This window comes from Pseudodesulfovibrio profundus (genome assembly GCF_900217235.1).
Taxonomy (GTDB): Bacteria; Desulfobacterota; Desulfovibrionia; order Desulfovibrionales; family Desulfovibrionaceae; genus Pseudodesulfovibrio; species Pseudodesulfovibrio profundus.
This window is the reverse complement of the sequence record NZ_LT907975.1, coordinates 3,377,945-3,400,569: the sequence shown is the minus strand read 5'-3', so window position 1 is coordinate 3,400,569 and position 22,625 is coordinate 3,377,945. Positions and strand designations below refer to the sequence as shown.

At 50.9% G+C, this 22,625-nt stretch carries 24 protein-coding genes and 1 tRNA gene; 11 read left to right on the top strand and 14 right to left on the bottom strand.

Annotated elements, in window-relative coordinates; genetic code table 11:
- The first annotated feature begins 103 nt into the window (after positions 1–103).
- Both DPRO_RS15990 and DPRO_RS15985 read left to right on the top strand, forming a co-directional pair.
- Positions 104–1,171 (top strand): IS5 family transposase, encoded by a 1,068-nt coding sequence (locus DPRO_RS15990; protein WP_097010253.1) that lies wholly within the window; start codon positions 104–106, stop codon positions 1,169–1,171.
- A gap of 357 nt (positions 1,172–1,528) precedes the next feature.
- Positions 1,529–1,849 carry a hypothetical protein gene (locus tag DPRO_RS15985; RefSeq protein ID WP_097012959.1) on the top strand — a complete coding sequence of 107 codons (321 nt, stop codon included), beginning with the start codon at positions 1,529–1,531 and terminating at the stop codon, positions 1,847–1,849.
- 354 nt (positions 1,850–2,203) lie between these two features.
- Here DPRO_RS15985 and DPRO_RS15975 read toward each other — a convergent pair.
- The 6 genes from DPRO_RS15975 to DPRO_RS15950 form a co-directional block, all read right to left on the bottom strand.
- Positions 2,204–3,369, bottom strand: a protein-coding gene (locus DPRO_RS15975; protein ID WP_097010545.1) for an IS3 family transposase whose coding sequence is annotated in 2 segments (ribosomal slippage) — positions 2,204–3,091 and positions 3,094–3,369 — 1,164 coding nt in all. Because the reading frame shifts where the segments join, the coding sequence is not laid out codon by codon here.
- Between the two features lie 65 nt (positions 3,370–3,434).
- Complete coding sequence (locus DPRO_RS15970; RefSeq protein ID WP_162291186.1) at positions 3,435–3,881, bottom strand: helix-turn-helix domain-containing protein; 447 nt, start codon at positions 3,879–3,881, stop codon at positions 3,435–3,437.
- Between the two features lie 16 nt (positions 3,882–3,897).
- Complete coding sequence (locus DPRO_RS15965; RefSeq protein ID WP_097012956.1) at positions 3,898–4,101, bottom strand: helix-turn-helix transcriptional regulator; 204 nt, start codon at positions 4,099–4,101, stop codon at positions 3,898–3,900.
- Between the two features lie 100 nt (positions 4,102–4,201).
- Positions 4,202–4,942, bottom strand: a complete 741-nt coding sequence (locus DPRO_RS15960; protein WP_097012955.1) for a hypothetical protein — start codon at positions 4,940–4,942, stop codon at positions 4,202–4,204.
- 2 nt (positions 4,943–4,944) lie between these two features.
- On the bottom strand, positions 4,945–6,165 hold the full coding sequence (locus DPRO_RS15955; protein ID WP_097012954.1) for a tyrosine-type recombinase/integrase: 1,221 nt from the start codon (positions 6,163–6,165) through the stop codon (positions 4,945–4,947).
- Between the two features lie 181 nt (positions 6,166–6,346).
- Positions 6,347–6,438: transfer RNA gene (locus tag DPRO_RS15950), tRNA-Ser, on the bottom strand.
- Between the two features lie 171 nt (positions 6,439–6,609).
- Between DPRO_RS15950 and DPRO_RS15945 the strand changes: the two genes are divergently transcribed.
- The gene (locus DPRO_RS15945) at positions 6,610–7,041 is read left to right on the top strand and encodes a Fur family transcriptional regulator (RefSeq protein WP_097012953.1); all 432 of its coding nucleotides are present in this window, start codon (positions 6,610–6,612) and stop codon (positions 7,039–7,041) included.
- A 9-nt stretch (positions 7,042–7,050) separates the two neighbouring features.
- On the opposite strand, the gene DPRO_RS15940 is transcribed toward DPRO_RS15945, so the two are convergent.
- The 4 genes from DPRO_RS15940 to DPRO_RS15925 form a co-directional block, all read right to left on the bottom strand.
- Entirely contained in the window at positions 7,051–8,055 is a 1,005-nt protein-coding gene (locus DPRO_RS15940) for a hypothetical protein (RefSeq protein WP_097012952.1), read from the bottom strand.
- Positions 8,056–8,293: 238 nt separating this feature from the next.
- On the bottom strand, positions 8,294–8,629 hold the full coding sequence (locus DPRO_RS15935; RefSeq protein WP_097012951.1) for a tRNA-binding protein: 336 nt from the start codon (positions 8,627–8,629) through the stop codon (positions 8,294–8,296).
- A gap of 158 nt (positions 8,630–8,787) precedes the next feature.
- Entirely contained in the window at positions 8,788–9,249 is a 462-nt protein-coding gene (locus tag DPRO_RS15930) for a 4Fe-4S ferredoxin (protein WP_097012950.1), read from the bottom strand.
- Positions 9,239–10,258 carry a 4Fe-4S dicluster domain-containing protein gene (locus DPRO_RS15925; RefSeq protein ID WP_097012949.1) on the bottom strand — a complete coding sequence of 340 codons (1,020 nt, stop codon included), beginning with the start codon at positions 10,256–10,258 and terminating at the stop codon, positions 9,239–9,241. The genes DPRO_RS15930 and DPRO_RS15925 overlap by 11 nt, the downstream gene beginning before the upstream one ends.
- Before the next feature lie 362 nt (positions 10,259–10,620).
- On the opposite strand from DPRO_RS15925, the gene DPRO_RS15920 reads away from it, so the two are divergent.
- The gene (locus DPRO_RS15920; protein WP_097012948.1) at positions 10,621–11,934 is read left to right on the top strand and encodes a citrate synthase; all 1,314 of its coding nucleotides are present in this window, start codon (positions 10,621–10,623) and stop codon (positions 11,932–11,934) included.
- A gap of 233 nt (positions 11,935–12,167) precedes the next feature.
- On the top strand, positions 12,168–12,947 hold the full coding sequence (locus DPRO_RS15915) for an NAD kinase (RefSeq protein ID WP_097013782.1): 780 nt from the start codon (positions 12,168–12,170) through the stop codon (positions 12,945–12,947).
- Between the two features lie 74 nt (positions 12,948–13,021).
- Here DPRO_RS15915 and pstA read toward each other — a convergent pair whose 3' ends face one another.
- From pstA to DPRO_RS15900, 3 genes are all read right to left on the bottom strand, one after another.
- On the bottom strand, positions 13,022–14,182 hold the full coding sequence (gene pstA, locus DPRO_RS15910; protein ID WP_097012947.1) for a phosphate ABC transporter permease PstA: 1,161 nt from the start codon (positions 14,180–14,182) through the stop codon (positions 13,022–13,024).
- A 9-nt stretch (positions 14,183–14,191) separates the two neighbouring features.
- The gene (gene pstC, locus DPRO_RS15905; protein ID WP_407681391.1) at positions 14,192–15,415 is read right to left on the bottom strand and encodes a phosphate ABC transporter permease subunit PstC; all 1,224 of its coding nucleotides are present in this window, start codon (positions 15,413–15,415) and stop codon (positions 14,192–14,194) included.
- A 76-nt stretch (positions 15,416–15,491) separates the two neighbouring features.
- Positions 15,492–16,535: a substrate-binding domain-containing protein gene (locus DPRO_RS15900; RefSeq protein ID WP_097012946.1), complete on the bottom strand. Its 1,044-nt coding sequence runs from the start codon at positions 16,533–16,535 to the stop codon at positions 15,492–15,494.
- Positions 16,536–16,779: 244 nt separating this feature from the next.
- Here DPRO_RS15900 and DPRO_RS15895 point away from each other — a divergent pair, with 244 nt between their 5' ends.
- Positions 16,780–17,952: a hypothetical protein gene (locus tag DPRO_RS15895; RefSeq protein WP_097012945.1), complete on the top strand. Its 1,173-nt coding sequence runs from the start codon at positions 16,780–16,782 to the stop codon at positions 17,950–17,952.
- Between the two features lie 60 nt (positions 17,953–18,012).
- The gene (locus tag DPRO_RS15890; RefSeq protein WP_097012944.1) at positions 18,013–18,330 is read left to right on the top strand and encodes an ArsR/SmtB family transcription factor; all 318 of its coding nucleotides are present in this window, start codon (positions 18,013–18,015) and stop codon (positions 18,328–18,330) included.
- 22 nt (positions 18,331–18,352) lie between these two features.
- Here the strand turns inward: DPRO_RS15890 and DPRO_RS15885 are convergent, their stop codons facing one another.
- Complete coding sequence (locus DPRO_RS15885) at positions 18,353–19,003, bottom strand: IS1595 family transposase (RefSeq protein ID WP_097012874.1); 651 nt, start codon at positions 19,001–19,003, stop codon at positions 18,353–18,355.
- A 179-nt stretch (positions 19,004–19,182) separates the two neighbouring features.
- Here DPRO_RS15885 and DPRO_RS15880 point away from each other — a divergent pair, with 179 nt between their 5' ends.
- The 4 genes from DPRO_RS15880 (at position 19,183) to DPRO_RS15865 (ending at position 22,286) form a co-directional block, all read left to right on the top strand.
- Entirely contained in the window at positions 19,183–20,169 is a 987-nt protein-coding gene (locus DPRO_RS15880; RefSeq protein WP_232005626.1) for a permease, read from the top strand.
- Between the two features lie 26 nt (positions 20,170–20,195).
- Positions 20,196–20,426, top strand: coding sequence for a thioredoxin family protein (locus tag DPRO_RS15875; protein WP_097012942.1), 231 nt, complete (start codon positions 20,196–20,198; stop codon positions 20,424–20,426).
- A 177-nt stretch (positions 20,427–20,603) separates the two neighbouring features.
- Positions 20,604–21,788 carry a GAK system CofD-like protein gene (locus DPRO_RS15870; protein WP_097012941.1) on the top strand — a complete coding sequence of 395 codons (1,185 nt, stop codon included), beginning with the start codon at positions 20,604–20,606 and terminating at the stop codon, positions 21,786–21,788.
- A gap of 24 nt (positions 21,789–21,812) precedes the next feature.
- Positions 21,813–22,286 carry an amphi-Trp domain-containing protein gene (locus DPRO_RS15865; RefSeq protein ID WP_097012940.1) on the top strand — a complete coding sequence of 158 codons (474 nt, stop codon included), beginning with the start codon at positions 21,813–21,815 and terminating at the stop codon, positions 22,284–22,286.
- Positions 22,287–22,625 lie beyond the last annotated feature (339 nt).

Below are 22,625 nucleotides of genomic sequence, written 5' to 3'. Positions count from 1 at the left end.
TTGAAAGATGCGCTCGACGCTACTGATAAAAGTGTATTTTCCGATGACAGAGACCTCTGCACGGCAAATCCCACACTTTTACTCTTTAACTATTTGATTTATTATGCTATTATTTCTCCATCCAAAGGAGGAAGGCATGGCTATTCGGCAGAAAGGACCTCGGTTGGGTGATTACTTCCTGGGGCACCGCAGAACCAAGACCACATTTCTGGATGAGATCAACGAACTCATCGACTGGCAGCCCATCAACGCCTTTCTGTGCAAGAAGATCAGGCGCAAGGCCAACGCCGTGGGCAATCCCGCCTATCCGCCTCTGGCGATGTTCAAGATTCTGCTCTTGCAGCGTTGGTACAACCTGAGTGATCCGGGCGTGGAGCAGGCGCTGCTCGACCGGCTCTCCTTTGTCAGATTTACCGGTTTTTCCATCGAGGACGACGTGCCGGACGAGACCACCATATGCCGTTTCCGTAACGGTTTGATCCGCCTGAAGGTGCTGGACTCCTTGCTCGACATGCTTAACCGCCAGCTTGAAGGACAAGGGCTTCTTGTCCGTGAGGGAGCCGTGGTGGACGCCTCGGTAGTCGAGTCGCAGCGGCGGCCGCGCAAGGTTATCGACGTGATGCCTGAGGACCGTTCCGAGGACGCCGAAGAACAGGATGGGCCGGTGGACTGCCGGGTCAGCTATTCGGATGACGAGGAGGCGGCCTGGCTCCGCAAGAGAAATCGGGCCTATTACGGCTACAAGCTCCATGCCGCGACGGACAGTCGAGACGGGTTTCTGCTCTGTGGTCACATCACTCCCGCGAACCATTCGGACACGGGCGAATTCGAGCGGCTCGTGAATGGCGTCGGCCTTGATCCCGGCGCACGGGTTTATGCGGACAAGGGCTATTGCAGCGGGAAGAACCGGGACATTCTGTTTGATCGCGATTTGGAGGACGGAACCATGGACAAGACGCCTCGTGGCGGCAGGCTGACAGACTTCGAAAAGACCCGCAACCGTGACATCAGCAGCATTCGGCAAATAGTCGAGCGGGCCTTCGGCACACTCAAACGTGGCTACGCATTCTTTCGGTCCCGATACGTGGGTCGTGAGAAGGTGGAGGGAGAGTTCCACATCCTCGCCATGGCGTTCAATTTGAAAAAAGCTGTTCGACTGGCGCGAGCCTGAAGGGAGAGGTGCGTCCAAAATCCGGCATTTCGGCCAGAAATGGCAGGAAAAGGCCGGGAATGAGCCCAAGCTGGGGTGCGGTCAGAACATCAAATTGGGTGCGGAGCGCAAGGCACGGACGCGAAAAGGGGATGCGCAGAGGTCTCAATAGTAAAACAGGTGAAAACATGGATAATCACTTATTGAGCAGCAGTGTAGTGTTGCATAAAAAACAGCATATGGTGGAGAAAACAGAGAGCAGAAGCACCGTCATATTGAGCCTGCGAAGCCCTTCTCTATAAATGCGGCTTTTGTAAGTACGTGAGATTAATTGCCTGAGATATTGGCAGATAGAATGGATTTAGTTATCTGATTGGAATGTACAAGCTAAAAGAATGGACCTTCACAGGGGCTTCCGGCACAAAATATCAATTCTCAAACCTGGCAAAAAGTGATGAATTACCGCAGTCTCCCGGTATTCTCATTCTAGGTTACGCTCACCCTCGGGGCCACCTGGCAGGATGGCAGGTACACCCTCTGCTCATTCATCATAGCGATAATATTCACGCGACCTTCGCCAACAGCATAGAACAGCAGGCCGCTCAACTACCTCTATGGAACTGCAACCTGATCCTGCTGGAACCATCCAGTTCTGCAAGAGAAGAATCCGTGAAAGACCTGGAAGGCATATTCCTATAAAAAAGGGCCTACCTCTTTCGAGATAAGCCCCTGACATTCTATGGCGGAGAGGGAGGGATCAATATTTGATAATATTTTACAATTATTTCAAATTGATAAATATATCAAAAAAAATATTATACCACTTTATATACCACACACAACGATTCACCTCGCCAAAATGAACTTATTTATGGAGGTCAAGTTCTTCTGCCTTGAAGCTTTTCTGTTCTTTATGTAAATACCTCAATAACAAACCGAGGTAAATTATGAGCACATTATCAACCGAACAGACTCAGAAAATTATCGAAATCAGAAGTGGGTTCACTTCCTTGGACCAGTCAGCGGCGAATTTAAGGTGGACAGTTTCATAGGCTACGCCGCCTTGTGGGGCCAAGCCAGAGGGGGTACCCCCTCTGGCTTGGGGCCTTCCTGATATATCTCCATCGGCTTTCTGCCGTCAAACGCCTTGTGTGGGCGGCGGTTGTTGTAGAAATCGATCCACCAGGCCAGGGCCTGCCGCAACTCGCTTCCCGTTTCCAATTCCCGCAGATACACGCATTCGTATTTCAGTGATCGCCACAGGCGTTCGATCATGACGTTGTCCATCCAGCGGCCGCGGCCGTCCATGGAGATGCGGGCTCCGGCTTCCCGGAGCGTCCGTGTGAACTCGTAGCTCGTAAACTGCGAGCCTTGGTCCGTGTTGAAGATTTCGGGCACGCCGTAGCGGTTCAGGGCCTCCTCCAGGGCGGACACGCAGAAGTCCGCTTCCATGGTGTTCGACAGCCGCCAGGAGAGCACCGCGCGGCTGTGCCAGTCCATGATCGCCACGAGGTACAGGAAGCCCCGCTTCATCGGGATGTACGTGATGTCGGCGCACCACACCTGGTTCGGCCTCGTGATCGCCTTGCCGCGCAGCAGATACGGATACGTCTTGTGCTGCGGATGAGGCTGGCTGGTTCGCGGCTTCTGATAGACCGCCATCAACCCCATCTTGCGCATGAGCCGCCGGACGCGATTGCGCCCGAGTTGATGGCCCTCATCGCGCAGGATGTTGCGCATCTGCCGGGAGCCGAAGAACGGCAACTCCAGGAACAACTCGTCGATGCGCTTCATGAGCGCCAAGTTGGACGCGGACTCGCCGATCGGCTGGTAATAGTACGTTGAGCGGTGCAGCTTGAGGATTTCGCACTGCCGTCGAACACTGAGCATCGGATGCCCCTTGTCGACGATGTCTCGCCTTCGCTCGCAGCTCATATCTTTGCGAAGGCTTGTTGCAAAAAATCCTTCTCCACCGTGAGCTGGCCGATCTTGGCGTGAAGCTCTTTTATCCGGGCCTCATCGCTTTGTTGGGTCTTTTGGGCCTTGCCCGCAAAGCCAGCTACGATCTGCTCCTTGGCCTGCTTCTTCCACTGGGAAACCTGGTTGGGATGCACGCCGTACCTGCTGGCGAGCTCGGACAGGGTGTGTTCGCCGGACAAGGCATCCAACGCGACACGGGTCTTGAATTCGGCGGTAAAGTTCCTTCTTTTCCTGGACATCAAAAGCCTCCTTTGGGCTTCTTACGTCCACCTTAGCTCGTGGTCCAGTTTCCTGAACCCACTTCTTACTGATTCTCTTTGGGTGACATCTTGTCACCGTTGGAGGGGTGACTTTTTGTCGCTCCTAGGGGTGACTTTTTGTCATCCCTAGGGCGACTTTTTGTCACCCTGTCAGACTCTTGCTTTGTCCGAGTCAAAGCTGAATCAAAAATTGGATGCCAAAGGAAATAATAGCGATTGGTTGTCTGCAGACGACTTTTCTTTCTGAAGCAACGCTCAACTTCAATGAACTTTTTTTCAATCAACTCATTGAGACAGCGTTGTACGGTTCGTCCGCTACAGCCGAGCCCTTCTGCAATGGTATCAACACCAGGAAAACAATCACCGGTTTCACCTGCATGTTGTGCCAACTTTCCCCAAACAAGTTTCGATGAAAGCTGTAACCCATCGAAACTCGCTACAATATCAGGAATGAATAACCCCACAAAAAGCTTGTAAGGCAAAAAGCGCATACCGGATTGCATAACTTTAGCTGGCTGCCGTTTCAGATAGGGAGTCTATCAACTCAAGGATATCCTCAACACGCCAAGCCCGGGTTCTTTCAGTCAACGACACCGGTTGTGGATATTTCCCAGATTTAACCCCACGCAACCAAGTACTGCGACTGAGGGGAATAACGGAGAGGACTTGGGGTAGGCGAACAAAGCCCACTTGCGGAAAAGGTTGTTTCATAGGTTCCTCCATAGATTGTGGCATTCACATGAATGCCTTTACTCTTGATGGAACCGTATGAAGCACTATAAGATTTTTCTAACAGTTTATTAAAGCAACTTTAGGGCTTAATTCTCTGAAGATACCATTTATAATACAGTGAAGATTGAAGATTTTCATAGATAGAACCTGGAGAAAGAGGAACACCAATAAGACTAAATAACTTTCCGGCAAACAAATAAAACGGCCCAGTATAAACATTGTCGTACCTTTTTATTCGACCATCTCCCCCAGCCTCGACAAAAACTTTGTGAAGCCATTCCAAACAAAGAGGTCTTGCAAAATCTTTACGAGGACCAGGTTTATCATTTTTCTTTTCAATTTTTTTTGACTTCTCCTCCTTCCCTTTCTTCCTTTCCTCCTCCTTCCTCTCCTCCTCCCTCCTAATCATCGCTTTTAACTCATCTTCAGCCTGGCCGCGACATCTTGCTAAGTAATCAGCCACAGCTTCCCCATCAAAAGAATACTGCCCCAAAGGCATTATACACTTCCACTCATGCAGCTTAAGCGGATCATATTCATCTTCATTTGAAATGCCAGGAGAATCCAATTCAAAAATAGGCTCAAGCACCTTACAGGCTTTCACAATCCTTTTTAATGAGGCCTTCCTACTCTTTGGTGATGGTTTATCTTTCCACCCCCGCATTTGACAGATGTAGTCCGAGAGACCTATTTTTATAAGTTCCCGAGTATCTTGAGTAAGCTGGAGATCTATTTGTTTTTCTAATTTATCAAAATCAATTTCAGGCAGGACATTTAGATTAACCCCCGACCAAGACCAACCTTTAGCCATGATACTCATACTTACCCCACCTTCTGCGCAAACAACGGGACTACTTTCCCACCATCTTTCAAGCTATCCAAATAATCAGCCCACGCCTGCATCATCCGCTTACGTTCCGGCAAATGCTCGGCGTAGTTGTAGCTCGCCCTCACCTTGTCTTTGGGCGTATGAGCCAATTGTCTTTCAATGGCATCCTTATGCCATCCATGCTCATTTAATAGCGTAGACGCCATAGACCTGAATCCATGGCCGGTCATTTCGGTTTTGTCGTATCCGATACGCCGCAAAGAAACGTTGATCGTATTCTCAGACATCGGGCGTGAGGCTGTTCGCACACTTGGAAAGACATAGCCAGAGGGGCCAGTAAGTGAATGGAGTTCTGTTAAGACATCCACGGCCTGAGTAGACAGGGGAACGATATGAGGGCTCCCTCCTTTCATTTTCTCCGAAGGTATCCGCCACTCTCTCCCTTCCAAGTTTATTTCACTCCATTCTGCGTTCCTAAGCTCCCCTGGACGCACAAAAACCAAGGGAGCGAACTTGAGAGCGCAATGCACCACCAAAGTTCCAGAGAAGCCATCTATAGCCCTCAAGAGAGGGCCAATTTCCTTAGGGGCGGTAATAGAAGCATGGTGCTTCACCTTCCTAGCCGGAGGGAGCGCACCTTTAATATCCGCAGCAGGATCTCGCTCAGCTCGTCCAGCAGCCACTGCGTAGCGAAAGACTTGCGACATTATTTGACGAATACGCCGAGCTGTCTCCACGGCTCCTCGTTTCTCGCATCGTTGAACGACTCCAAGCATATCCTCAACGCCAAGCTCCGATATGGGCCTGTCTCCAATGAAGGGGAAGATGTTCTTCTTCATCCGTTCCATTGTGGTTTTTGCGTGACGATCACTCCACCCGGAGTCTACCTGTTTTTCAAACCACTCCCGTGCGATGGCTTCAAATCCTTCACTAGCACTTGCCTTCCTCTTGTCCTCCTTGCGTTTCCGTGAAGGATCATGGCCTTTGGCAATGAGGGTTTTCATATCACCGCGCTTGAGTCGTGCGTCTTGTAAACTGATGTAAGGATACGCCCCCAAAGACAGCATGGTTTGCTTGCCGTTCATCTGGTAGCGAAAACGCCACCACTTGCGCCCTTTCGGGTTAACGACAAGAGATAGGCCTTCACCATCATTCAGGGAGTATTCTTTGGATTTCGGCTTGGCTGCTTTAATCTTGGCATCTGTCAGCGGCATGTGGTTTTCTCCTGAGAGTGGTATAATGAAAAATGGTATATTTCGATTTATACCACTTTTTGTACCTTTATACCAGCCATCTCAAGACACCCTATGACACCGCAAGACACAATAAAAGCAACAAAAAAGCCCTCATTTTGAGGGCTTATGACACTTCATGAGACAAAGTGATTATGCTCTATGGCGGAGAGGGAGGGATTCGAACCCCCGGACGAGTCACCCCGCCTCTGGTTTTCAAGACCAGCGCATTAAACCGAGCTCTGCCACCTCTCCGTATGGTGCCTCACAAGCAGTGCCTGTGAAGTGAGTGAAACATTGTAGAAATCAAGTTGGGAAATGTCAAGGAGCAATGAAACATGAATTCACTTTACCTCTTTGACATGGCTTCATCCATATCGTATTGGAAAATGAACGGCTTTGTACAAAAACTAACCACGCAAGAATATGAAGAATCCTCAAGAACTATTCGCAGACTATCTGGCTGACAAGAATCTCAAAGTGACACCGCAAAGACGGCTCATTCTTGACACGTTCCTCAAGCAGGATGGCCATCTCTCTTCTGAAGAATTATATGCCAATGTAAAGAAAAGAGACTCCTCAATCGGCCAGGCAACCGTTTACCGAACATTAAAACTGCTCAACGAATCCGGACTGATAGAACCGCTCGACTTCGCTGACGGTGTTGTTCGCTACGAGTGGCGCTACGGTCAGACCCATCACGACCATCTCATTTGTGACAAGTGCGGGAAAAATATCGAAATACTCGATGAGACCATTGAAAGCCGACAGGAACAACTGGCCGAAGAGCATGGCTTCAAGCTACTCCGGCATAAAATGTATCTGTATGGCATCTGTTCCGATTGCCGGAGCAAGTAACACAAGAGATCAGGAGCGAGCGCTCCATTCATTCGATTCTTCCAGAAACTGAGCCAAAGCCTTCACCTCACCGTGGAGGCTTTTCCATTGGTATTTGCCGTCAATCTTCATACCTTCCGCGGTAAACTGAATCCCAAGGCCAATGGATCCGCCCTTGCCTTTGAATCGGCTTCGGATGGTCCCAACCACCGTAAAATAGGAAAACTTCCGAGTCTTGGGGCTCCATACGCTGACGCGAAGAATGAACTGATGCCCGGGACTCAAAGACGGAAGCCGCCCTGAAGGATTCATGATCAGCAACCGTATACCGCCGGCCGAGATATTCTCCACCGATAAACGCATCTTCTTTCCGTAGCGAGCCGGATTATTTACGGTCTGTAAATCGGGCTTGGCCATAAAAAACGAATTACGCTTTGAAATATCCCACAGCTTGACCCGAACCGCCCCTTCACGAACGATCCGTTTACGCTTGTGTCTTCTGCGAATTTCAAATTGATATCGCACAGGCGTCAGCAAGGACATCTCTCGAATGGTCCCACCTCGTTTCACATAACTGGATACGAACGTGACAAACGCATTCTTTTTTTTACCTGACAAAGTAAAGGGCTTGGTGAAACAAATGACGCGAGCACCTTTCAGATTCAGGCCAAGCGGTTTTATGTCGACAATATCGAGAAGCATCCTTCCCGACTGGACATCGGTAGCGCGAGCCATGCCGATTCGGCGGCCCACCCCATTGCCCGTATAGAGAAATATCTCGAAGAGAACACCTTTCTTAACAAGGTAATCCTGTACTATCCGCCTGCCACGGAAAGAAAATAGCCTGACAATGGATCGACTGATCGCAAAACCAATACGGTGGCGATAATGCCAGAACGCCATCAGCAAAACGACTGGAGCGGCAACAATCAGTATTTTGGCAAAAACACCAACCATATCAACGCGTCCAGCCCCGCCCTCGAAAGAGCGCTGAACATCGCGCAGATAATCAAATTGTGTCGTGAAGTGAATCATGCCTCCGCCCTGTTGCTCCAGTATTTTGACAGTCAGTCATTTTTTTCAACTGTCTGCAATTTGAATACCTTAACACTTCAACAGAGTAAAACAATCTTTCGGCCACGAGAACCAAAGCCGCTTTGCATGCTGTATCGGAGACACCACTGGTGTCTGGAGCAACCATATCATTTTAATGAAAGAAAGCTGAATGATATACTTATGATTCACAATCACTACACCCTCCACAAAGGAGGTGCTACGCCAGCTTCACTCCATTGGGGACAGCTTTATCCGGCACGGCCAGTACAACACCGTCCTCACGATAGAATCCGGTTACCAGGCACTCTGATTTGATCGGACCAATTTGCTTGGGGGGAAAGTTGACCACGGCGATCACTTGTTTGCCCAGCAGATCATCAAGGGAATACTGCTCGGTAATCTGCGCACTGGATTTACGCTCGCCAATCTCTTCACCGAAGTCGATCCAGATTTTATACGCGGGATTCCGTGCTTCAGGGAAAGGCTCTGCCCTGATAATGGTTCCAACGCGCAGTTCAACTTTTTCAAAGTCATTCCATTCAATATTTTTCATTATCCCATACCCACTATATTTACAGAAAAAACTTACCGCTGCTTCGACTGCCTACAGTAAAGACAGCGAGTCAAATCGACCTTGTGCGGATAGCATGGGAAGAAACGGTGGTCCAGAAAGAAGGGGCTTAACGCCCCTTTTTCACATCGAATTTTACTTTATTTCCAACGTACGTATTGCGATGATTTTCGGATGACTGCGGTCAAAGCGACCACCCCCAACAACATAACCAGTCCAAAATGGACCCACTCCACAACAAGGACCAAGGTCGGGTCCATATTGACATCCGGCAGGTTCCGATAAACCCGCATACCGCCGCTTGCGACAATGCCCGCGATCATCCACAAACGGATTTTGCCCATGGCTGTCAAATCCAATCTGTTTCGCCATTCGAGCAGCCAATTCACGGACATGACAGCACAGAAAAACAAAAACAGGGATGCAAGTACGTAATGCAGCTTGTGCACGAAGAAGAAATCACCGGTCCATGCCATGCCCGGAACGCTTGTCAGATAGTATCTGTTGGCAAGAGGCATCTGGATCATCCCGGTAAAGGCGAGCAAGCCCACCATCACTATGAACGCCCAGGTTACCCATGAGGGGTATGGTCTAGCTTTCATTGTTGCCTCCCTCGCTCTTATCGTCCTTACGACTCAGCAGCTTCGCCCCCACACCCAGAAATCCGGCGGCAACACCAGCGATGGGTGCAATAAGTGTGGCCGCTGCCAACTTAGTTTCATCTGCCATGACAGATGCAACCGGCTTCAAATGAGGCTTTCCTTTTCCCTTTTCGACAGCCTTGTTCAGAAGCTCGAAAGGTACAGGGGATACATAAAAGGTATTGGTTCCGCCGTTTTCATCGATCCCATAAACGAATCCATTCATGGACCGGGCAAGTTCCCTCGCCTTACGAATCATTTCATTGCGCGGCCCGATGGTCTGTACATCCTCGGGACATACCGAAACACACGCCGGGGTTTCGCCCTTTTCGACCAGTTGGTAACATCTGTCACACTTGTACATCACACCGTTTCCGGCAAAACGTGGCGTCAGATCAAGGTACAGACCAACGCCGGACTGCCTTTGCGGTATCGACCAGGGGCAAACGGCGCGACACTTTGCGCCTCCCATGCAAAAACTATCGTAAATTCGCGTTATGCCATTCTTCAACTTGCTCGCTGCACCGAATGGGCACATATGTGCACACGGAGGATTCTGACAGTGCATGCATCGGCGAGGGATATGGATTTCATGGGATTCCCCATTATATTCCAGCTCCGCAGTCTGCAGGTACAGCCAGTTATACGGCGTGAGTCTATCATCCACTCCCCGCTTGTCTGACCAGTCTTCAGGCTTGGCCTTTCGGGAAGGCGACATTTTAGGAAACGGTTTTTGTGGCTCGGGAAACTTGGTCGCATTGGACTCACGACATGCATCCACGCACTCACCACAGCCGATACACTTGGAAAGATCCAGCAAGGTCGCCAGCTCATCTTGCGACGGATTGGGTATTCTTTCCTGTCCGGCCAAAGCTGCGGTCGGAGCAAGTGCGGCGGCACTCCCTATTCCAAGACTGCGCAAAAATGTTCTGCGGGTCATGGCATTTGGAGTGTTTTTCCTTTTTTTCATAAGGCACCACCTCATTGTATTACTTTTGATTCAGCACGCGTATACCCTATAGGGGTATACACAAGTTTGTCCAGTATAAATCAAAATGCGTGTTTGCAAGACAAGGCAAAATCAAATATCGACTCTAACCACCTAAATTACATAGCATTCCATTTGACGTAACAATTTCTCCATTTGACAGGATAATTTTTTTTGGTAAGATTTCTCATGCTGTGAAAGTGAACAGCTCCCCATACATAGAGTTAGTCGCATCAACCTGCCTATTGCCGAAACCATAACAGGTCCATGGCGGAAAATCCGAATATTATTCTACACCCGATGCCGCGAGGGGGGCTCAATTATTGATTATGAGAGGGAGAAAGATGTTGAAAGAGAGTAAGGAAGCAAAAAACGAGACAGCAAAGCTCATCATTGAGGGTAAGACCTACGAGCTGCCGATCATCGTTGGAACAGAGAACGAGAAAGGCATTGATATCACCAAACTGCGCAACGACAGCGGATATGTCACATACGATCCCGGCTTCGCCAATACCGGCGCATGCAGCAGCAGTATCACCTATGTTGATGGCGAAAACGGCATACTTCGCTACCGAGGTTACCCCATTGAGGACCTCGCAGCCAGCGGAACATTCATCGAGACAGCCTATCTACTGATTTTCGGCGAACTGCCGACTCGTTCACAGCGTCAGGAATTCCGTGACCTGCTGAGTGAGCAGGAACTTCTTCACGAAGGCTTGCGTCACCATTTCGAAGGGTTCCCGTCCAATGGACACCCCATGGCCATCCTCTCGGCAGTCATCAACTCCCTGGGCTGTTATCACCCGGACTTTACCGAACTGACTTCCCTTGAGGACTTTCACCGCGCAGCAGCCAAGATCATCTCCAAGGTCCGCACCATCGCGGCGTGGTCATACCGCAAGGCACAGGGCCTTCCGTTCATGTACCCTGATCCGAAGCTTTCCTACTGCCGGAACTTCCTGCACATGATGCACTCCATTCCGCACAAGCAGTTTGAACCAACGGACCAGGAAGTCCGCGCACTGTCGCTCTTCTTCCTGCTCCACGCCGATCACGAGCAGAACTGCTCCTGCTCCACCGTCCGCATGGTCCAGTCCACCGAAGCCAACCTGTTCGCCTCGGTTTCTGCAGGAATTTGTGCTCTTTGGGGCCGCCTGCATGGTGGAGCCAACGCCGGTGTCGTCAACATGCTTCAGGAAATCCGTGATGGCGAAACCACCATCGAAAAATATATCGAGCGGGTAAAAAACAAAGAGTGCCGCCTCATGGGATTCGGCCACAGAATCTACAAGTCCTTTGATCCACGCGCCAAGATACTTCGACAGGCAGCCCACGACATGCTGGAAGCATCCGGCTATGACGATCCGCTTCTCGATATCGCACTGGAACTGGCTGAAGTGGCCATGAATGACCCGTACTTCACGGACCGCAGACTCTACCCCAACGTCGACTTCTACTCGGGGATTATCCTGCGTGCCTTGAATATCCCGGTCAACATGTTCCCGGTCATGTTCGCCATCGGCCGCATGCCCGGCTGGATCGCCCACTGGAACGAGTCCAGCAGAGCAAGCACGAAGATTCTTCGTCCGCGCCAGATTTATACGGGCCTCAACACCAGAGAGTATGTCCCTATCGATATGCGCCTCGACAACGAGTAAAACGAAGAACCCCGGTCCCAAGGCCGGGGTTCTTTTATTCTCAAGGAATCAACTTTTATCCGACGCACCGACTCTAATGTCACTTCAATGGACGCTTCTCCATCCGGCAAGACAATTTCTCTTGTAAATTGAAGCATGCCATGGCGTTATGATCGGATGCGCGCCCTTTACCTCGCAGGGCTTTCCCTGTATTGATTGGATAAATTCCAGCCTCCCAAGAGGACGCATTGAACATGACCACACCCAGGAAAATCAAGAAGATCGCCTGCGTCGCATCCAAGTCTCCCAAGGCCCAGCGCGGCCTGAAGGCCATTGCCCAACGCCACACACTCGTCCCGCCCAAAGAGGCCGACGCCCTTGTTGTGCTTGGCGGAGATGGATTTCTCCTTTCAGCCATGCACGAATATCTCGAATTGAATATTCCCATCTACGGCATGAACCGTGGAACCATCGGCTTCCTGCTCAACGAGTTCAAACCGGATGATCTGCTGGAGCGACTTCACAAGGCAGAACCGCTCATGCTGTTTCCACTTGAGATGACAGCCACCACCCTTTCGGGACATAAACTATCCGCCCTTGCGTTCAATGAAGTGGCGCTGCTGCGCTATTCACAGCAATCGGCTCACATTCAGGTGCTCATCAATGGTCGGGAAAGGCTGGAGAAACTGGTGTGCGACGGCATCATGGTGGCAACGCCCGCCGGATCAACCGCCTACAATCTTTCTGCTCGCGGCCCGATCATTCCTCTTGGCTCCAATGTACTGGCTCTTACGCCGGTCTCCCCGTTTCGCCCACGGCGCTGGAACGGCGCTCTGCTCCCGCACACCACCACGGTGGAGTTCAAGATAGTCAATCCGGTCGAACGACCTGTGGGTGCATCAGCCGACTCGTTTGAAGTTCGCGACGTAACCCACGTGACAATTCGAGAGCAGACAGACGTTCACGCCACGGTACTTTTTGATCCTGACCACTCATTGGAAGAGCGGATATTCAGCGAACAGTTTGTTCATTAACCTTCCGCCCCACTCCATAATCACAAAAAAGGACGCGCCGAGGCACGTCCTTTCTTTTTTTCACACTTTGATTTCTACCACTTGGTTTCGTACTTGTTGCGCAGGTAGATAGCCAGTCCATTCATGAGCAGCATGACCCCCAACAATACGATGATTCCGGCTGACGTCCGCTCGGTAAAAGCCCGAAGCGAATCAGAGGACCACGTATAAATCTGGGCAGGCAAAACCGTTGCCGCGCTGATGAATCCGTCAGGAGCCTCCGGGATATACGCCATCATTCCGACAATCATCAAAGGAGCTGTTTCACCAATTGCCCTTGCAAGGCCGATGATAGTTCCTGTCAGGATTCCCGGCAGGGAAAGCGGCAGGATATTGGTGATAACCATCTGCCAACGGGTTGCTCCCAGCGCCAATGCTCCCTCACGAATAGAGTCGGGAATAGCCATAATGGCAGCTCGCGTCGAGATGATGATGACAGGCAGCGTCATCAGGGAAAGCGTCAGACCACCAGCCAAAGCGGATGAACGTGGCACGCCCATGAAGTTGATGAATATGAAAAGACCGAGCAAACCGAACAGGATGGACGGAATGGCTGCCAGGTTATTGATGTTAACCTCGATGATCTGCATCAACCGATTATCCGGGGCAAACTCCTCAAGGTAAATTGCGGTTGCGACTCCCAATGGGAAGCTAAAAAGCAAGGTAATCAACAGGACGTAAAAGGAACCGGTTGCAGCAGCGGCAATACCGGCCATTTCCGGTAACTTGGAGTCGCCATTGGCAAAGAATCCTGTATTGAATGCGAGTCTGGCGCGGCCTTCGGCTCGCATCTGGTCCACAAGCTTTCGCTCTGCCTTCCGCAACCGGTTGGGCTTGCCTTTCAGGTACTGATCGACTTCTGCGTCCGCCAGCACCCACTTCTCCTCAGACGTTCCCATCAGGGTCCTGTCTTCCAGAATAGTATTCGGAATCAGACGAGTAAAACCACGACTGACAAGATAGCTGACATCTTCTTCAAGAGCGTAATCACCCATCTCCAGTGCCTGCTCGTTATAACTCACTTCAACCCGCAACTCGGCCTGCTCGAAAGCGGTCCATGCCGTTGATACGATATCGGCAAAGAAGAAAATGAGAAAAGCTCCTGCCATCAGGATGGCAGTATACGAGTAAAGCCGAAAACGGCGGTCAACCCCGGAACGCTTTTTCAACGTTTTTTGATCTAAACTAATAGGCATATTCTTCTCTTACTCGTATTGTTGACGGAAACGGCGGATAACCACCAGGGAAATAACGTTGAGCACCAGCGTGACCACGAGCAGCACAAGCCCCAGCCCAAAAGCGGACAGGGTCTCGGGGCTGTCAAAAGCCTGATCACCAGTAAATGCATCAACAATGCGGACAGTAACAGTGGTCATTCCTTCCAACGGATTCCAGGTCAGGTTTGGCCGCAATCCAGCAGCCATGACAACAATCATGGTTTCTCCAACAGCTCGAGATACGGCCAGCAAAAAGGCTGACACAATACCAGGCAACGCTGCTGGGAGAATGACGGTCTTGATGGACTCGGAGCGGAACGCCCCCATAGCAAGGGAGCCTTCACGCAGAGAGTTCGGAACCGAAGTAATAACATCATCCGAAAGTGAAGAGATGAGCGGAATGATCATGATCCCCATGACGATTCCGGGCGAAAGCGCGTTGGTAAAGTCAGCCTGCAACCCAAAGAACTCGGCTGCATTTACAATCATGGGACTGACAGTGATTGCCGCGAAGAATCCGTATACGACGGTAGGAATACCGGCCAGGATCTCGAGGGCTGGCTTGGCTACTTTGCGAAAAGAAGGCGTCGCATACTCTGCCATGCAGATGGCTGCGAACAGTCCGATGGGCACCGCGACAACCATGGCGATGGCCGTGATCATGAACGTACCCGCAAACAATGGAATGGAGCCGAAAACGCCATGCGTATCGGCAGCAGCCACTGCCTCATCAGGGTTCCAGGTCGTACCGGTGATGAAATCCCACAACGAGACAATTTCAAAGAACTTGATTGCCTCAAATGTCACGGAAATGACGATACCGATCGTTGTAAAGATCGAGACCAGCGAAGCCGCGAACAGCATCTTGACGACGAGGTCCTCGACCACCTGTCTCGCCTTGAGACTGGGTTTGACTGTCATTACGCCGACCCAAAGCCCTCCGGCGGCAACAGCAATTGTCGCGGCAATCAACGCAGTTCCCGGCACCTCAACGACACCGGTCAACTGCAGTACGACAGCCACGAAAGAAGCCAGCAAGGCTGGCGACAACGTCCACACGATAGCATACCAACCGTAACTTCCCGGCGTGGAGTGGAACTTCTCCCCCTCATACTTGACCGAGTACGTTTTTTTGGTCGCCAGAAAGTAGGCGACAACGGATAAAGGTAGCAATCCGCAGATGAGATAGAAAAATATGGTTCCCGTAGTCACATTTATCCCCATGTTATTAAACGGCAAAAGAGACCGGCCCGGGAGGGGGGCCGGTCTCTGACTATTTGTATGACGACTAGTTTTTCAGATCGTCCAGGGTCAGATTCTTGTAGGAAAGAACGTCCTTCTGGACCTGCTTGCGAAGGTCATCGGCCAGAGGAACCAGTCCGATACGCTTCAGCAGACCACGGGGGCCGATCATCTTGTCGGACATGAAGAGTTCAACATATTCCTTCATGCCGGGAACCTTACCGAGGTGAGCCTTTTTGATGTAGAAGAACAGGGAGCGGGAGATCGGGTAATCGCCAGCAGCGATGGTGTCCGGGGTCGGGGCAACGCCATCGACCTTGGCACCCTTGATGCGATCAGAGTTCTCTTCCAGGAAGGAGTAACCGAAGATTCCGAAAGCGTCCTTGTCTTTGGTCAGCTTCTGAACAATCAGGTTGTCGTTCTCACCGGCAGGTACATACACGCCATCCTGACGAACGGATTCGTACTTCTTGGCTTTGCCTTTGGGAGATACCGGAGCATAGAGGTCTTTGTGTTTTTTTGCGAACTTGCCCAGCACCATTTCAGCGAAAGCATCACGGGTACCGGAAGAGGTCGGCGGGCCATAGAACAGGATTTTACGCTTGGGGTAATTGGAGTTGATCTGATCCCAGGTCTTGTACGGGTTCTTGACCAGCTTGCCATCCATGGGAACCATCTCGGCAACAGCCATGGCGAGTTCATCCTTGGTGACAGCGAAGTCAGCGTTTTCGCCGTTCTGAGCGACAGCAATACCATCATAACCGATCAGGGCTTCGGTGATTTCAGTGATACCGGCAGCCTGATCCTTCTCAAACTCGGAAGGCTTCATGCGACGGGAAGAGTTGGTGATGTCCGGGGTGTCCATGCCGACGCCGCCGCCAAACAACTTGTGACCACCGCCGGAACCAGTGGACTCGACAACAGGAGACTTGAACTTCGTGGTAGCGCCCAGTTCTTCAGCAACATAACTGGAGAAGGGGTAAACAGTGGAAGATCCGACGATCTTGACCTGATCGCGAGCCTGGGCCATGCCAGCGCCGAAAGCGACGATGGCAGCAGCAACAACAAGCAGTTTCATGAACTTAGGCATTAAGGTACTCCTCAAAGTGTTTTATGAAAAACATTGTTCCAAATTGATGAGAGAGAACCTAGATGACGTCTGTTACAAGACAATGTGCCATATGTTACGCTTTAGTGACATATGCCGAATAGTTTCTTCACTCCCTTTACAGCCACTAAAGGCTGCAATCGTCGCTGTTCACACAACGGGGTTTACAGGATCATGTAACATGTGGATAAATGCGGAATCATTCTCTTAATCAAACGGGAGACACATGCTCTACTTTCTTGGCAATTGTCAGGCTGATTTCGTTAGCAAGTCCATGGAACGACTTGGTCACCAATGCTCGTATGGGGTGCAGGCGTCGCCGCTGACCTATCCATCCCACCCCGGAAGTGTTCCCGTATGGTTACAGCAGGCAGAACAACGCTTCGGGCTCACCGACTATCTCCATGGCCGCCTGTTCACGAATCAGTTTGAGCCAGTTCCCAATGATACCCAGCCGCAACTCATTGTACTGAGCCTGTTTCATGAAAACACCCCGCTCTTCGTGCACAATGATGATGAGTATGTCTTTTTCATGGATACCAATGCACTCAACAGTTCCCCGGAGCTCATGCAATGGGCCAGCGCCAACTGCCGGATGTTCAAGCCCGACCCCAAAACATACCTCAGCCGGTATGAGGCCATGGTGAGTCAGCTCAGTCATGCTCACCCGGATGTCCCCATACTGATACTCAACCGTCTGTCACATTACTCGGCATTCGGTCCCGAACCTTTCTCATACCTTGAGGGATGGGAACACATCTGGCCCAAGGCGGAAACTACGCTTAATCAGTGGGCCGAAACATTGGACAACGTCCACATCCTCGACATGAATCGCATTTTCGGCGGCATTTGGGCCAAATCCGAGAATGGCATCAGCTCACTCTGCCCTTTCCTGAAGCTGACCCTTGAGGAGAAAGACGGCCAGGTTATCGGCCTGCATGCGCGGCGAGACATTGAGCACATTGCGCCAATGCCTGACCTGCTCGCCAGAAAAATCGAGAATTTCCTCGAACATGGTTCAATTCAGTATGACACCAACGAAGTGGTGCCGACCGAATGGCGGCGCTCTCCCAGATTGCAGCTTCCCGACGACAACAAACTCTCCGAGCTACTCCACTCCGGAGCGAACTATAGAAGCGGCGAGGCAGTGGCAGCCTTTTTCCTGAACCTGGGCCGTGACTACACCGACCTGCTCGTCGAAGCCCGTCACCACATGCCCGTGTGCCACATGACCCTCCACATGATAAAAGCCTACGCTCGCATCCACCAAAACCCGAAACTGGCCCAGTGGTGTGAGACACACCGTACAATAGCTGAGCAATTCACAGCAAATGGCCCACTATACCAACGGGACTACCTTAACCGCATCGACGAGATAGTGGCAGACGTCACGCGCTAATCGCAAAAAATCCTTCTTCTCAACTTGACAGCATCAACACTTGGTCATATTACCAAATGTATGAACAGTGTTAATCAGCAACATGAAATCGTCACAGACTCGCAGATTAAAGAGCGAGCCAATATCATGAAAGCCATGGCCCACCCGTCGCGGCTGAAGATGATCGATGCACTCGCCCATGGCGAGCGCTGCGTGTGCGACCTGCAAACACTCATCGGCCATGACATGTCGACCGTGTCCAAACATCTGTCCGTACTCAAAAAAGCCGGGATCGTCGTCAGCGACAGACGCGGCAAACAAATCTACTACCGGCTCAAGGTTCCCTGCATCCTGAATTTTTTCCACTGCATAGAATCCGTCATCGAGGCAAACAAATAATTTTTGGGGCTGTACCAGATAACTAGCCCATATGTCTTCTAACCCACTGTTTCAGTTGTTTAAACTGGCTTCGCGGATTGCTGTTATTAAAACGCCACTCGCATTCCTTTAAAAACAGAGAAAAATGCTTGGTTGGAATGCCGTTGAATTTCCTCATATGGCGTTTGGCCTGGTTCCAAAAATTCTCGATTCCATTGATGTGGTTGTGGCTATCTGCAAACAGCTTCGAGTGGTTGATTCGGAAGTGTTTGAACGCTGACACATCAAGGACATTGTAGCCATACCAGCAGTCCGAGTAAACCACACTGTCTGGCTGGATTCTTTCCTGAATAATGGGAAGCAAGGTTTTACCTTTCGCATCAGGAATCACCTGTGTATAGACCTTCCCGCCCCTTTTAAGGATTCCAAAAACAGGAACCTTACCAGCCGCCCCACGTCCTCTTTTGCCCTTTCGCTTGCCACCGAAGTAGCTCTCATCGACCTCAAATTCGCCAAAATCCATCCCTTCACAGGACTCTTCTACCGCTATGATTTCCCGGAGCCGGTGAAAGTAATAGGCGGCTGTTTTGACGTTCACACCAACCAGATCGGCAGCGCAACGAGCTGTCGTGCCAGCCACAAAATGTTCGATTAAACGAAGCTGCTTGTCCTTGCTCAAACGACTTTTTCGCATTGCCATACCGATAACCCAAAGGAGTTATCTGGTACAGCCCCTAATTTTTTCTCTAACATTTGGCAAAAACGCCAAGCGAAATCATGAGCACAAGTAACGAAACACAATCGGAACTATCCGCACCGACAGAGGCTTCATCCCCCCGATCCCATTTGGGCAAACAGCTCGTCTTTGGTTGTATGGGGTTAATCGCGTGGTACGCCCTCTACAGCCAGCTACTCCCCTTTTCCCACTGGTTCACCTACAACTTCGTCGGACTGGCGCAGGGAAGCCACCTCGGTTCAGCCATTCAGTTTTTCGTCTACGACACGCCCAAGGTGTTGATGCTATTGATTCTTGTCGTCTTCCTTGTGGGCATCCTGCGCTCCTTTGTGACGGTAGAGTGGACCAGAAAGGTCTTGGCCGGAAAACGGGAGTCGGCAGGCAACGTGCTGGCGGCACTGCTCGGAGTGGTCACACCTTTTTGCTCCTGCTCGGCGGTCCCACTGTTCATCGGCTTTATGACTGCTGGAATACCGCTGGGAGTGACCTTTTCTTTCCTGATTGCCGCTCCAATGGTCAACGAAATAGCCCTGGTCCTGCTCTACGGCCTGCTCGGATGGAAAATCGCCGCCCTCTATTTCGTGACAGGCATTACCATAGCCGTGGTCACCGGATGGGTGCTCGGGCGCATGAAGCTGGAAGCTCACATTGAGGATTGGGTCAAGGAGATCAGGGCCGGTGAAGCCAACATGGCCGACCAGACAATGTCCTGGCAGGATCGTTTCGAGTACGCATGGGATTCCGTCAAGGAGATCGTCGGGCGGGTCTGGAAGTTCGTGGTCCTCGGCATTGCCGTGGGCGCAGGCATTCACGGTTATGTTCCCGAGGGATATCTCGCTGGCATCATGGGCGACTCAGCATGGTGGTCCGTGCCCTTCTCCGTCCTTATCGGCATCCCGATGTATACCAATGCCGCAGGCGTTATCCCGGTGGTGGAAGCCCTGCTGGGTAAGGGAGCCGCATTGGGGACAGTTCTGGCGTTCATGATGTCGGTCATCGCTCTCTCTTTCCCGGAAATGGTCATTCTCAGGAAGGTCCTCAAGCCACGTCTGATCGGTATATTCATCTGCGTGCTAGGAAGCGGCATTTTGTTAGTAGGCTATCTATTCAATGCAATTATCTGATCAATTGAAATACAAAGGAGTACACTATGAAAATCCATGTCATGGGACCCGGCTGTGCGAAATGTGAAGAAGCGGAAAATACCGTGCGCGAAGCGGTGGCCGAAGCCGGTATCGATGCCGAAATAATCAAAGTGGCTGACTTTCAGGAAATCGCAGCCTTCGGCGTATTCTCCACTCCAGCCGTGGCCGTAAACAACGAAGTCAAAGTTGTTGGCAAAGCGCCATCTAAAAAGGACGTGTTAAACTGGCTGAAATAAGCACAATTTCACCGACTGTCCTGTAAAGCCCTCGAATCCATTTCGGGGGCTTTTGCATTTGTATGACCACGCTTCCCTAAAAAAATGACCGCCACATGTCTTCTTTTTTTGACAAAAGACCTGACATCTGATTGATATACATGGGGAATGGACCCTACTCAAAGGACTGCAAACATAATGCGAATCAGTGTCACCCATCAGGTTGAAATACCTGCAACTCACAAGCTGGAGTTGTATAAAAAAGCCCCGGAATTCGGGCCTAAAATACTGTTTTTCAGTGGCGGCACAGCGCTCCGAAATACATCCCGTGAGCTAATTCGCTACACCCACAACTCCATCCACCTGATCACTCCCTTTGATTCAGGTGGCAGCTCGGCTGTTATTCGCAAAGCCTTTGGCATGCCCGCAGTCGGCGACATCCGCAATCGCCTCCTGGCACTGGCAGATCAATCCATCACTGGCACCCCTGAAATTTTCAAACTCTTCACCTACCGCCTTTCCCAGAGCAAAAGTCAGGAAGAACTCCATAGCGAGTTGCAACACATGGCTACGGGCGGGCACCCTCTGGTTCAGCCCATCCCCGCTCCTATGCGGGAAATAATCTGCAACCACTTCAAGCATTTTTTGAAGATCATGCCGGACGACTTCGACCTCAATGGCGCATCGGTCGGCAATCTGGTTCTCGCTGCCGGGTATCTGCATAACAACCGGCAGCTCGATCCGGTCATTTATGTCTTCTCCAAGCTGGTCCAGGTCTACGGCGTCGTTCACGCGACCATCAACAAGGATCTGCACATTGCTGTGCGATTGCAGGATGATACGGTCATTATCGGCCAGCACTGCATTACCGGCAAGGAAATGCCGCCCCCAGCATCGCCCATACGCGAGATATGGATGACGGACAGCCTGGACGACAGCACCCCTGTTCACACCGCTGTGTCCGATAAAACGAAAAAACACATCGCTGAGGCCGACCTCATCTGCTATCCTGTAGGCAGCTTCTTTTCGAGCGTTATGGCCAACCTGCTGCCCGACGGGGTCGGCGAAGCCGTGGCAGCCAATCGCTGTCCCAAGGTCTTTGTTCCCAATACGGCGGAAGACCCGGAATCGCTTGGACTGAGCGTTGTCGATCAGGTTCGCCTCATACGACGACAACTAGCATTAAGTGGAGCCCCGAATGGCAGCGACACGCTGAAATACGTTTTGATGGATATGGAAAAAGCTTCCTACACATACCCCATCGACACGGAAGAACTGGAATCCATGGGCGTAACCGTTATCAACTGCCCACTGCTGACACAAAGCGGCGACACATACATGGATGCTCGGCTACTTGCAGAGGCTCTGCTATCTCTCTCATAGCAACAGCGCATCAAGGAGATACCAATGGAAAAGAAAAAGATCAGCATGAAGAAAGAAATGGCCTGCGAAGATGTCATCAAACATCTGGAAACACTTCTCTCCGAACTCAAGGACGGCAGAATTGTTGTTAAGAATGAGGAAGAAACACTGATTCTGGCCCCTGCTGAAACAGTCAGCATGGAGATCGAAGCCAAAGTCAAAAAGGACAAACGCAAATTTGCCCTCAAGTTGAAGTGGAAAGAGGCAGGCGATGAGTCCACGAAAGAAAAGACCGCTGAGGATCTGACACCGGCAGTCAAAGGGGAATCTTCGATCGTAGAAAAAGAGGAAGCGGAAGTCCCAGCCAAACAATCCGAAAACAAAGAAGTGAAAAAGAAAGACGACGCGCCGCCTGCAAAAAAGGAAAAAGCGAAACCTGCGAAAAAAAAGACCGAACCCAAAACCAAGAAAAAAGCGGCGGCTGATAAAAAGAAACCCGCTGCTGACAAGAAAAAATAGCAGCCCAACAACCAAGCCATAATGAACAGTTGCTGCGCCATCGGTCACCCCGGTGGCGCAGCTTTCGTTTTACGTGCGGTTATCACCACCCAGCACGCCTTGACTCCATGAGAGGAATTCCTATCTTAAAGGAACGATCCTTTTATTATTATGTAATACACTTGTGCATGCGACACAGAAGGTTCTTCAACCAAACCGACCAGCCGCTTACTCCCAAAGGAGCGCCCTTCTCATCACCGATCGACCAGAGCATAAGCGGTCTGTGCGAGAAAAACCGTCATTAGCACTTTGACTTACCTGTTTCCCTTAGGTAGGAGCCTTTTTTGACCTTCCGAACCT

Bases quoted from the DNA above. Each gene is read 5' to 3' on its own strand.
- DPRO_RS15990 (WP_097010253.1), top strand. From the start codon at position 104: ATGCTATTATTTCTCCATCCAAAGGAGGAAGGCATGGCTATTCGGCAG.
- DPRO_RS15985 (WP_097012959.1), top strand. From the start codon at position 1,529: ATGTACAAGCTAAAAGAATGGACCTTCACAGGGGCTTCCGGCACAAAA.
- DPRO_RS15970 (WP_162291186.1), bottom strand. From the start codon at position 3,881: ATGCGCTTTTTGCCTTACAAGCTTTTTGTGGGGTTATTCATTCCTGAT.
- DPRO_RS15965 (WP_097012956.1), bottom strand. From the start codon at position 4,101: ATGAAACAACCTTTTCCGCAAGTGGGCTTTGTTCGCCTACCCCAAGTC.
- DPRO_RS15960 (WP_097012955.1), bottom strand. From the start codon at position 4,942: ATGAGTATCATGGCTAAAGGTTGGTCTTGGTCGGGGGTTAATCTAAAT.
- DPRO_RS15955 (WP_097012954.1), bottom strand. From the start codon at position 6,165: ATGCCGCTGACAGATGCCAAGATTAAAGCAGCCAAGCCGAAATCCAAA.
- DPRO_RS15945 (WP_097012953.1), top strand. From the start codon at position 6,610: ATGAAGAATCCTCAAGAACTATTCGCAGACTATCTGGCTGACAAGAAT.
- DPRO_RS15940 (WP_097012952.1), bottom strand. From the start codon at position 8,055: ATGATTCACTTCACGACACAATTTGATTATCTGCGCGATGTTCAGCGC.
- DPRO_RS15935 (WP_097012951.1), bottom strand. From the start codon at position 8,629: ATGAAAAATATTGAATGGAATGACTTTGAAAAAGTTGAACTGCGCGTT.
- DPRO_RS15930 (WP_097012950.1), bottom strand. From the start codon at position 9,249: ATGAAAGCTAGACCATACCCCTCATGGGTAACCTGGGCGTTCATAGTG.
- DPRO_RS15925 (WP_097012949.1), bottom strand. From the start codon at position 10,258: ATGAAAAAAAGGAAAAACACTCCAAATGCCATGACCCGCAGAACATTT.
- DPRO_RS15920 (WP_097012948.1), top strand. From the start codon at position 10,621: ATGTTGAAAGAGAGTAAGGAAGCAAAAAACGAGACAGCAAAGCTCATC.
- DPRO_RS15915 (WP_097013782.1), top strand. From the start codon at position 12,168: ATGACCACACCCAGGAAAATCAAGAAGATCGCCTGCGTCGCATCCAAG.
- pstA (WP_097012947.1), bottom strand. From the start codon at position 14,182: ATGCCTATTAGTTTAGATCAAAAAACGTTGAAAAAGCGTTCCGGGGTT.
- DPRO_RS15900 (WP_097012946.1), bottom strand. From the start codon at position 16,535: ATGCCTAAGTTCATGAAACTGCTTGTTGTTGCTGCTGCCATCGTCGCT.
- DPRO_RS15895 (WP_097012945.1), top strand. From the start codon at position 16,780: ATGCTCTACTTTCTTGGCAATTGTCAGGCTGATTTCGTTAGCAAGTCC.
- DPRO_RS15890 (WP_097012944.1), top strand. From the start codon at position 18,013: ATGAACAGTGTTAATCAGCAACATGAAATCGTCACAGACTCGCAGATT.
- DPRO_RS15885 (WP_097012874.1), bottom strand. From the start codon at position 19,003: ATGCGAAAAAGTCGTTTGAGCAAGGACAAGCAGCTTCGTTTAATCGAA.
- DPRO_RS15880 (WP_232005626.1), top strand. From the start codon at position 19,183: ATGGGGTTAATCGCGTGGTACGCCCTCTACAGCCAGCTACTCCCCTTT.
- DPRO_RS15875 (WP_097012942.1), top strand. From the start codon at position 20,196: ATGAAAATCCATGTCATGGGACCCGGCTGTGCGAAATGTGAAGAAGCG.
- DPRO_RS15870 (WP_097012941.1), top strand. From the start codon at position 20,604: ATGCGAATCAGTGTCACCCATCAGGTTGAAATACCTGCAACTCACAAG.
- DPRO_RS15865 (WP_097012940.1), top strand. From the start codon at position 21,813: ATGGAAAAGAAAAAGATCAGCATGAAGAAAGAAATGGCCTGCGAAGAT.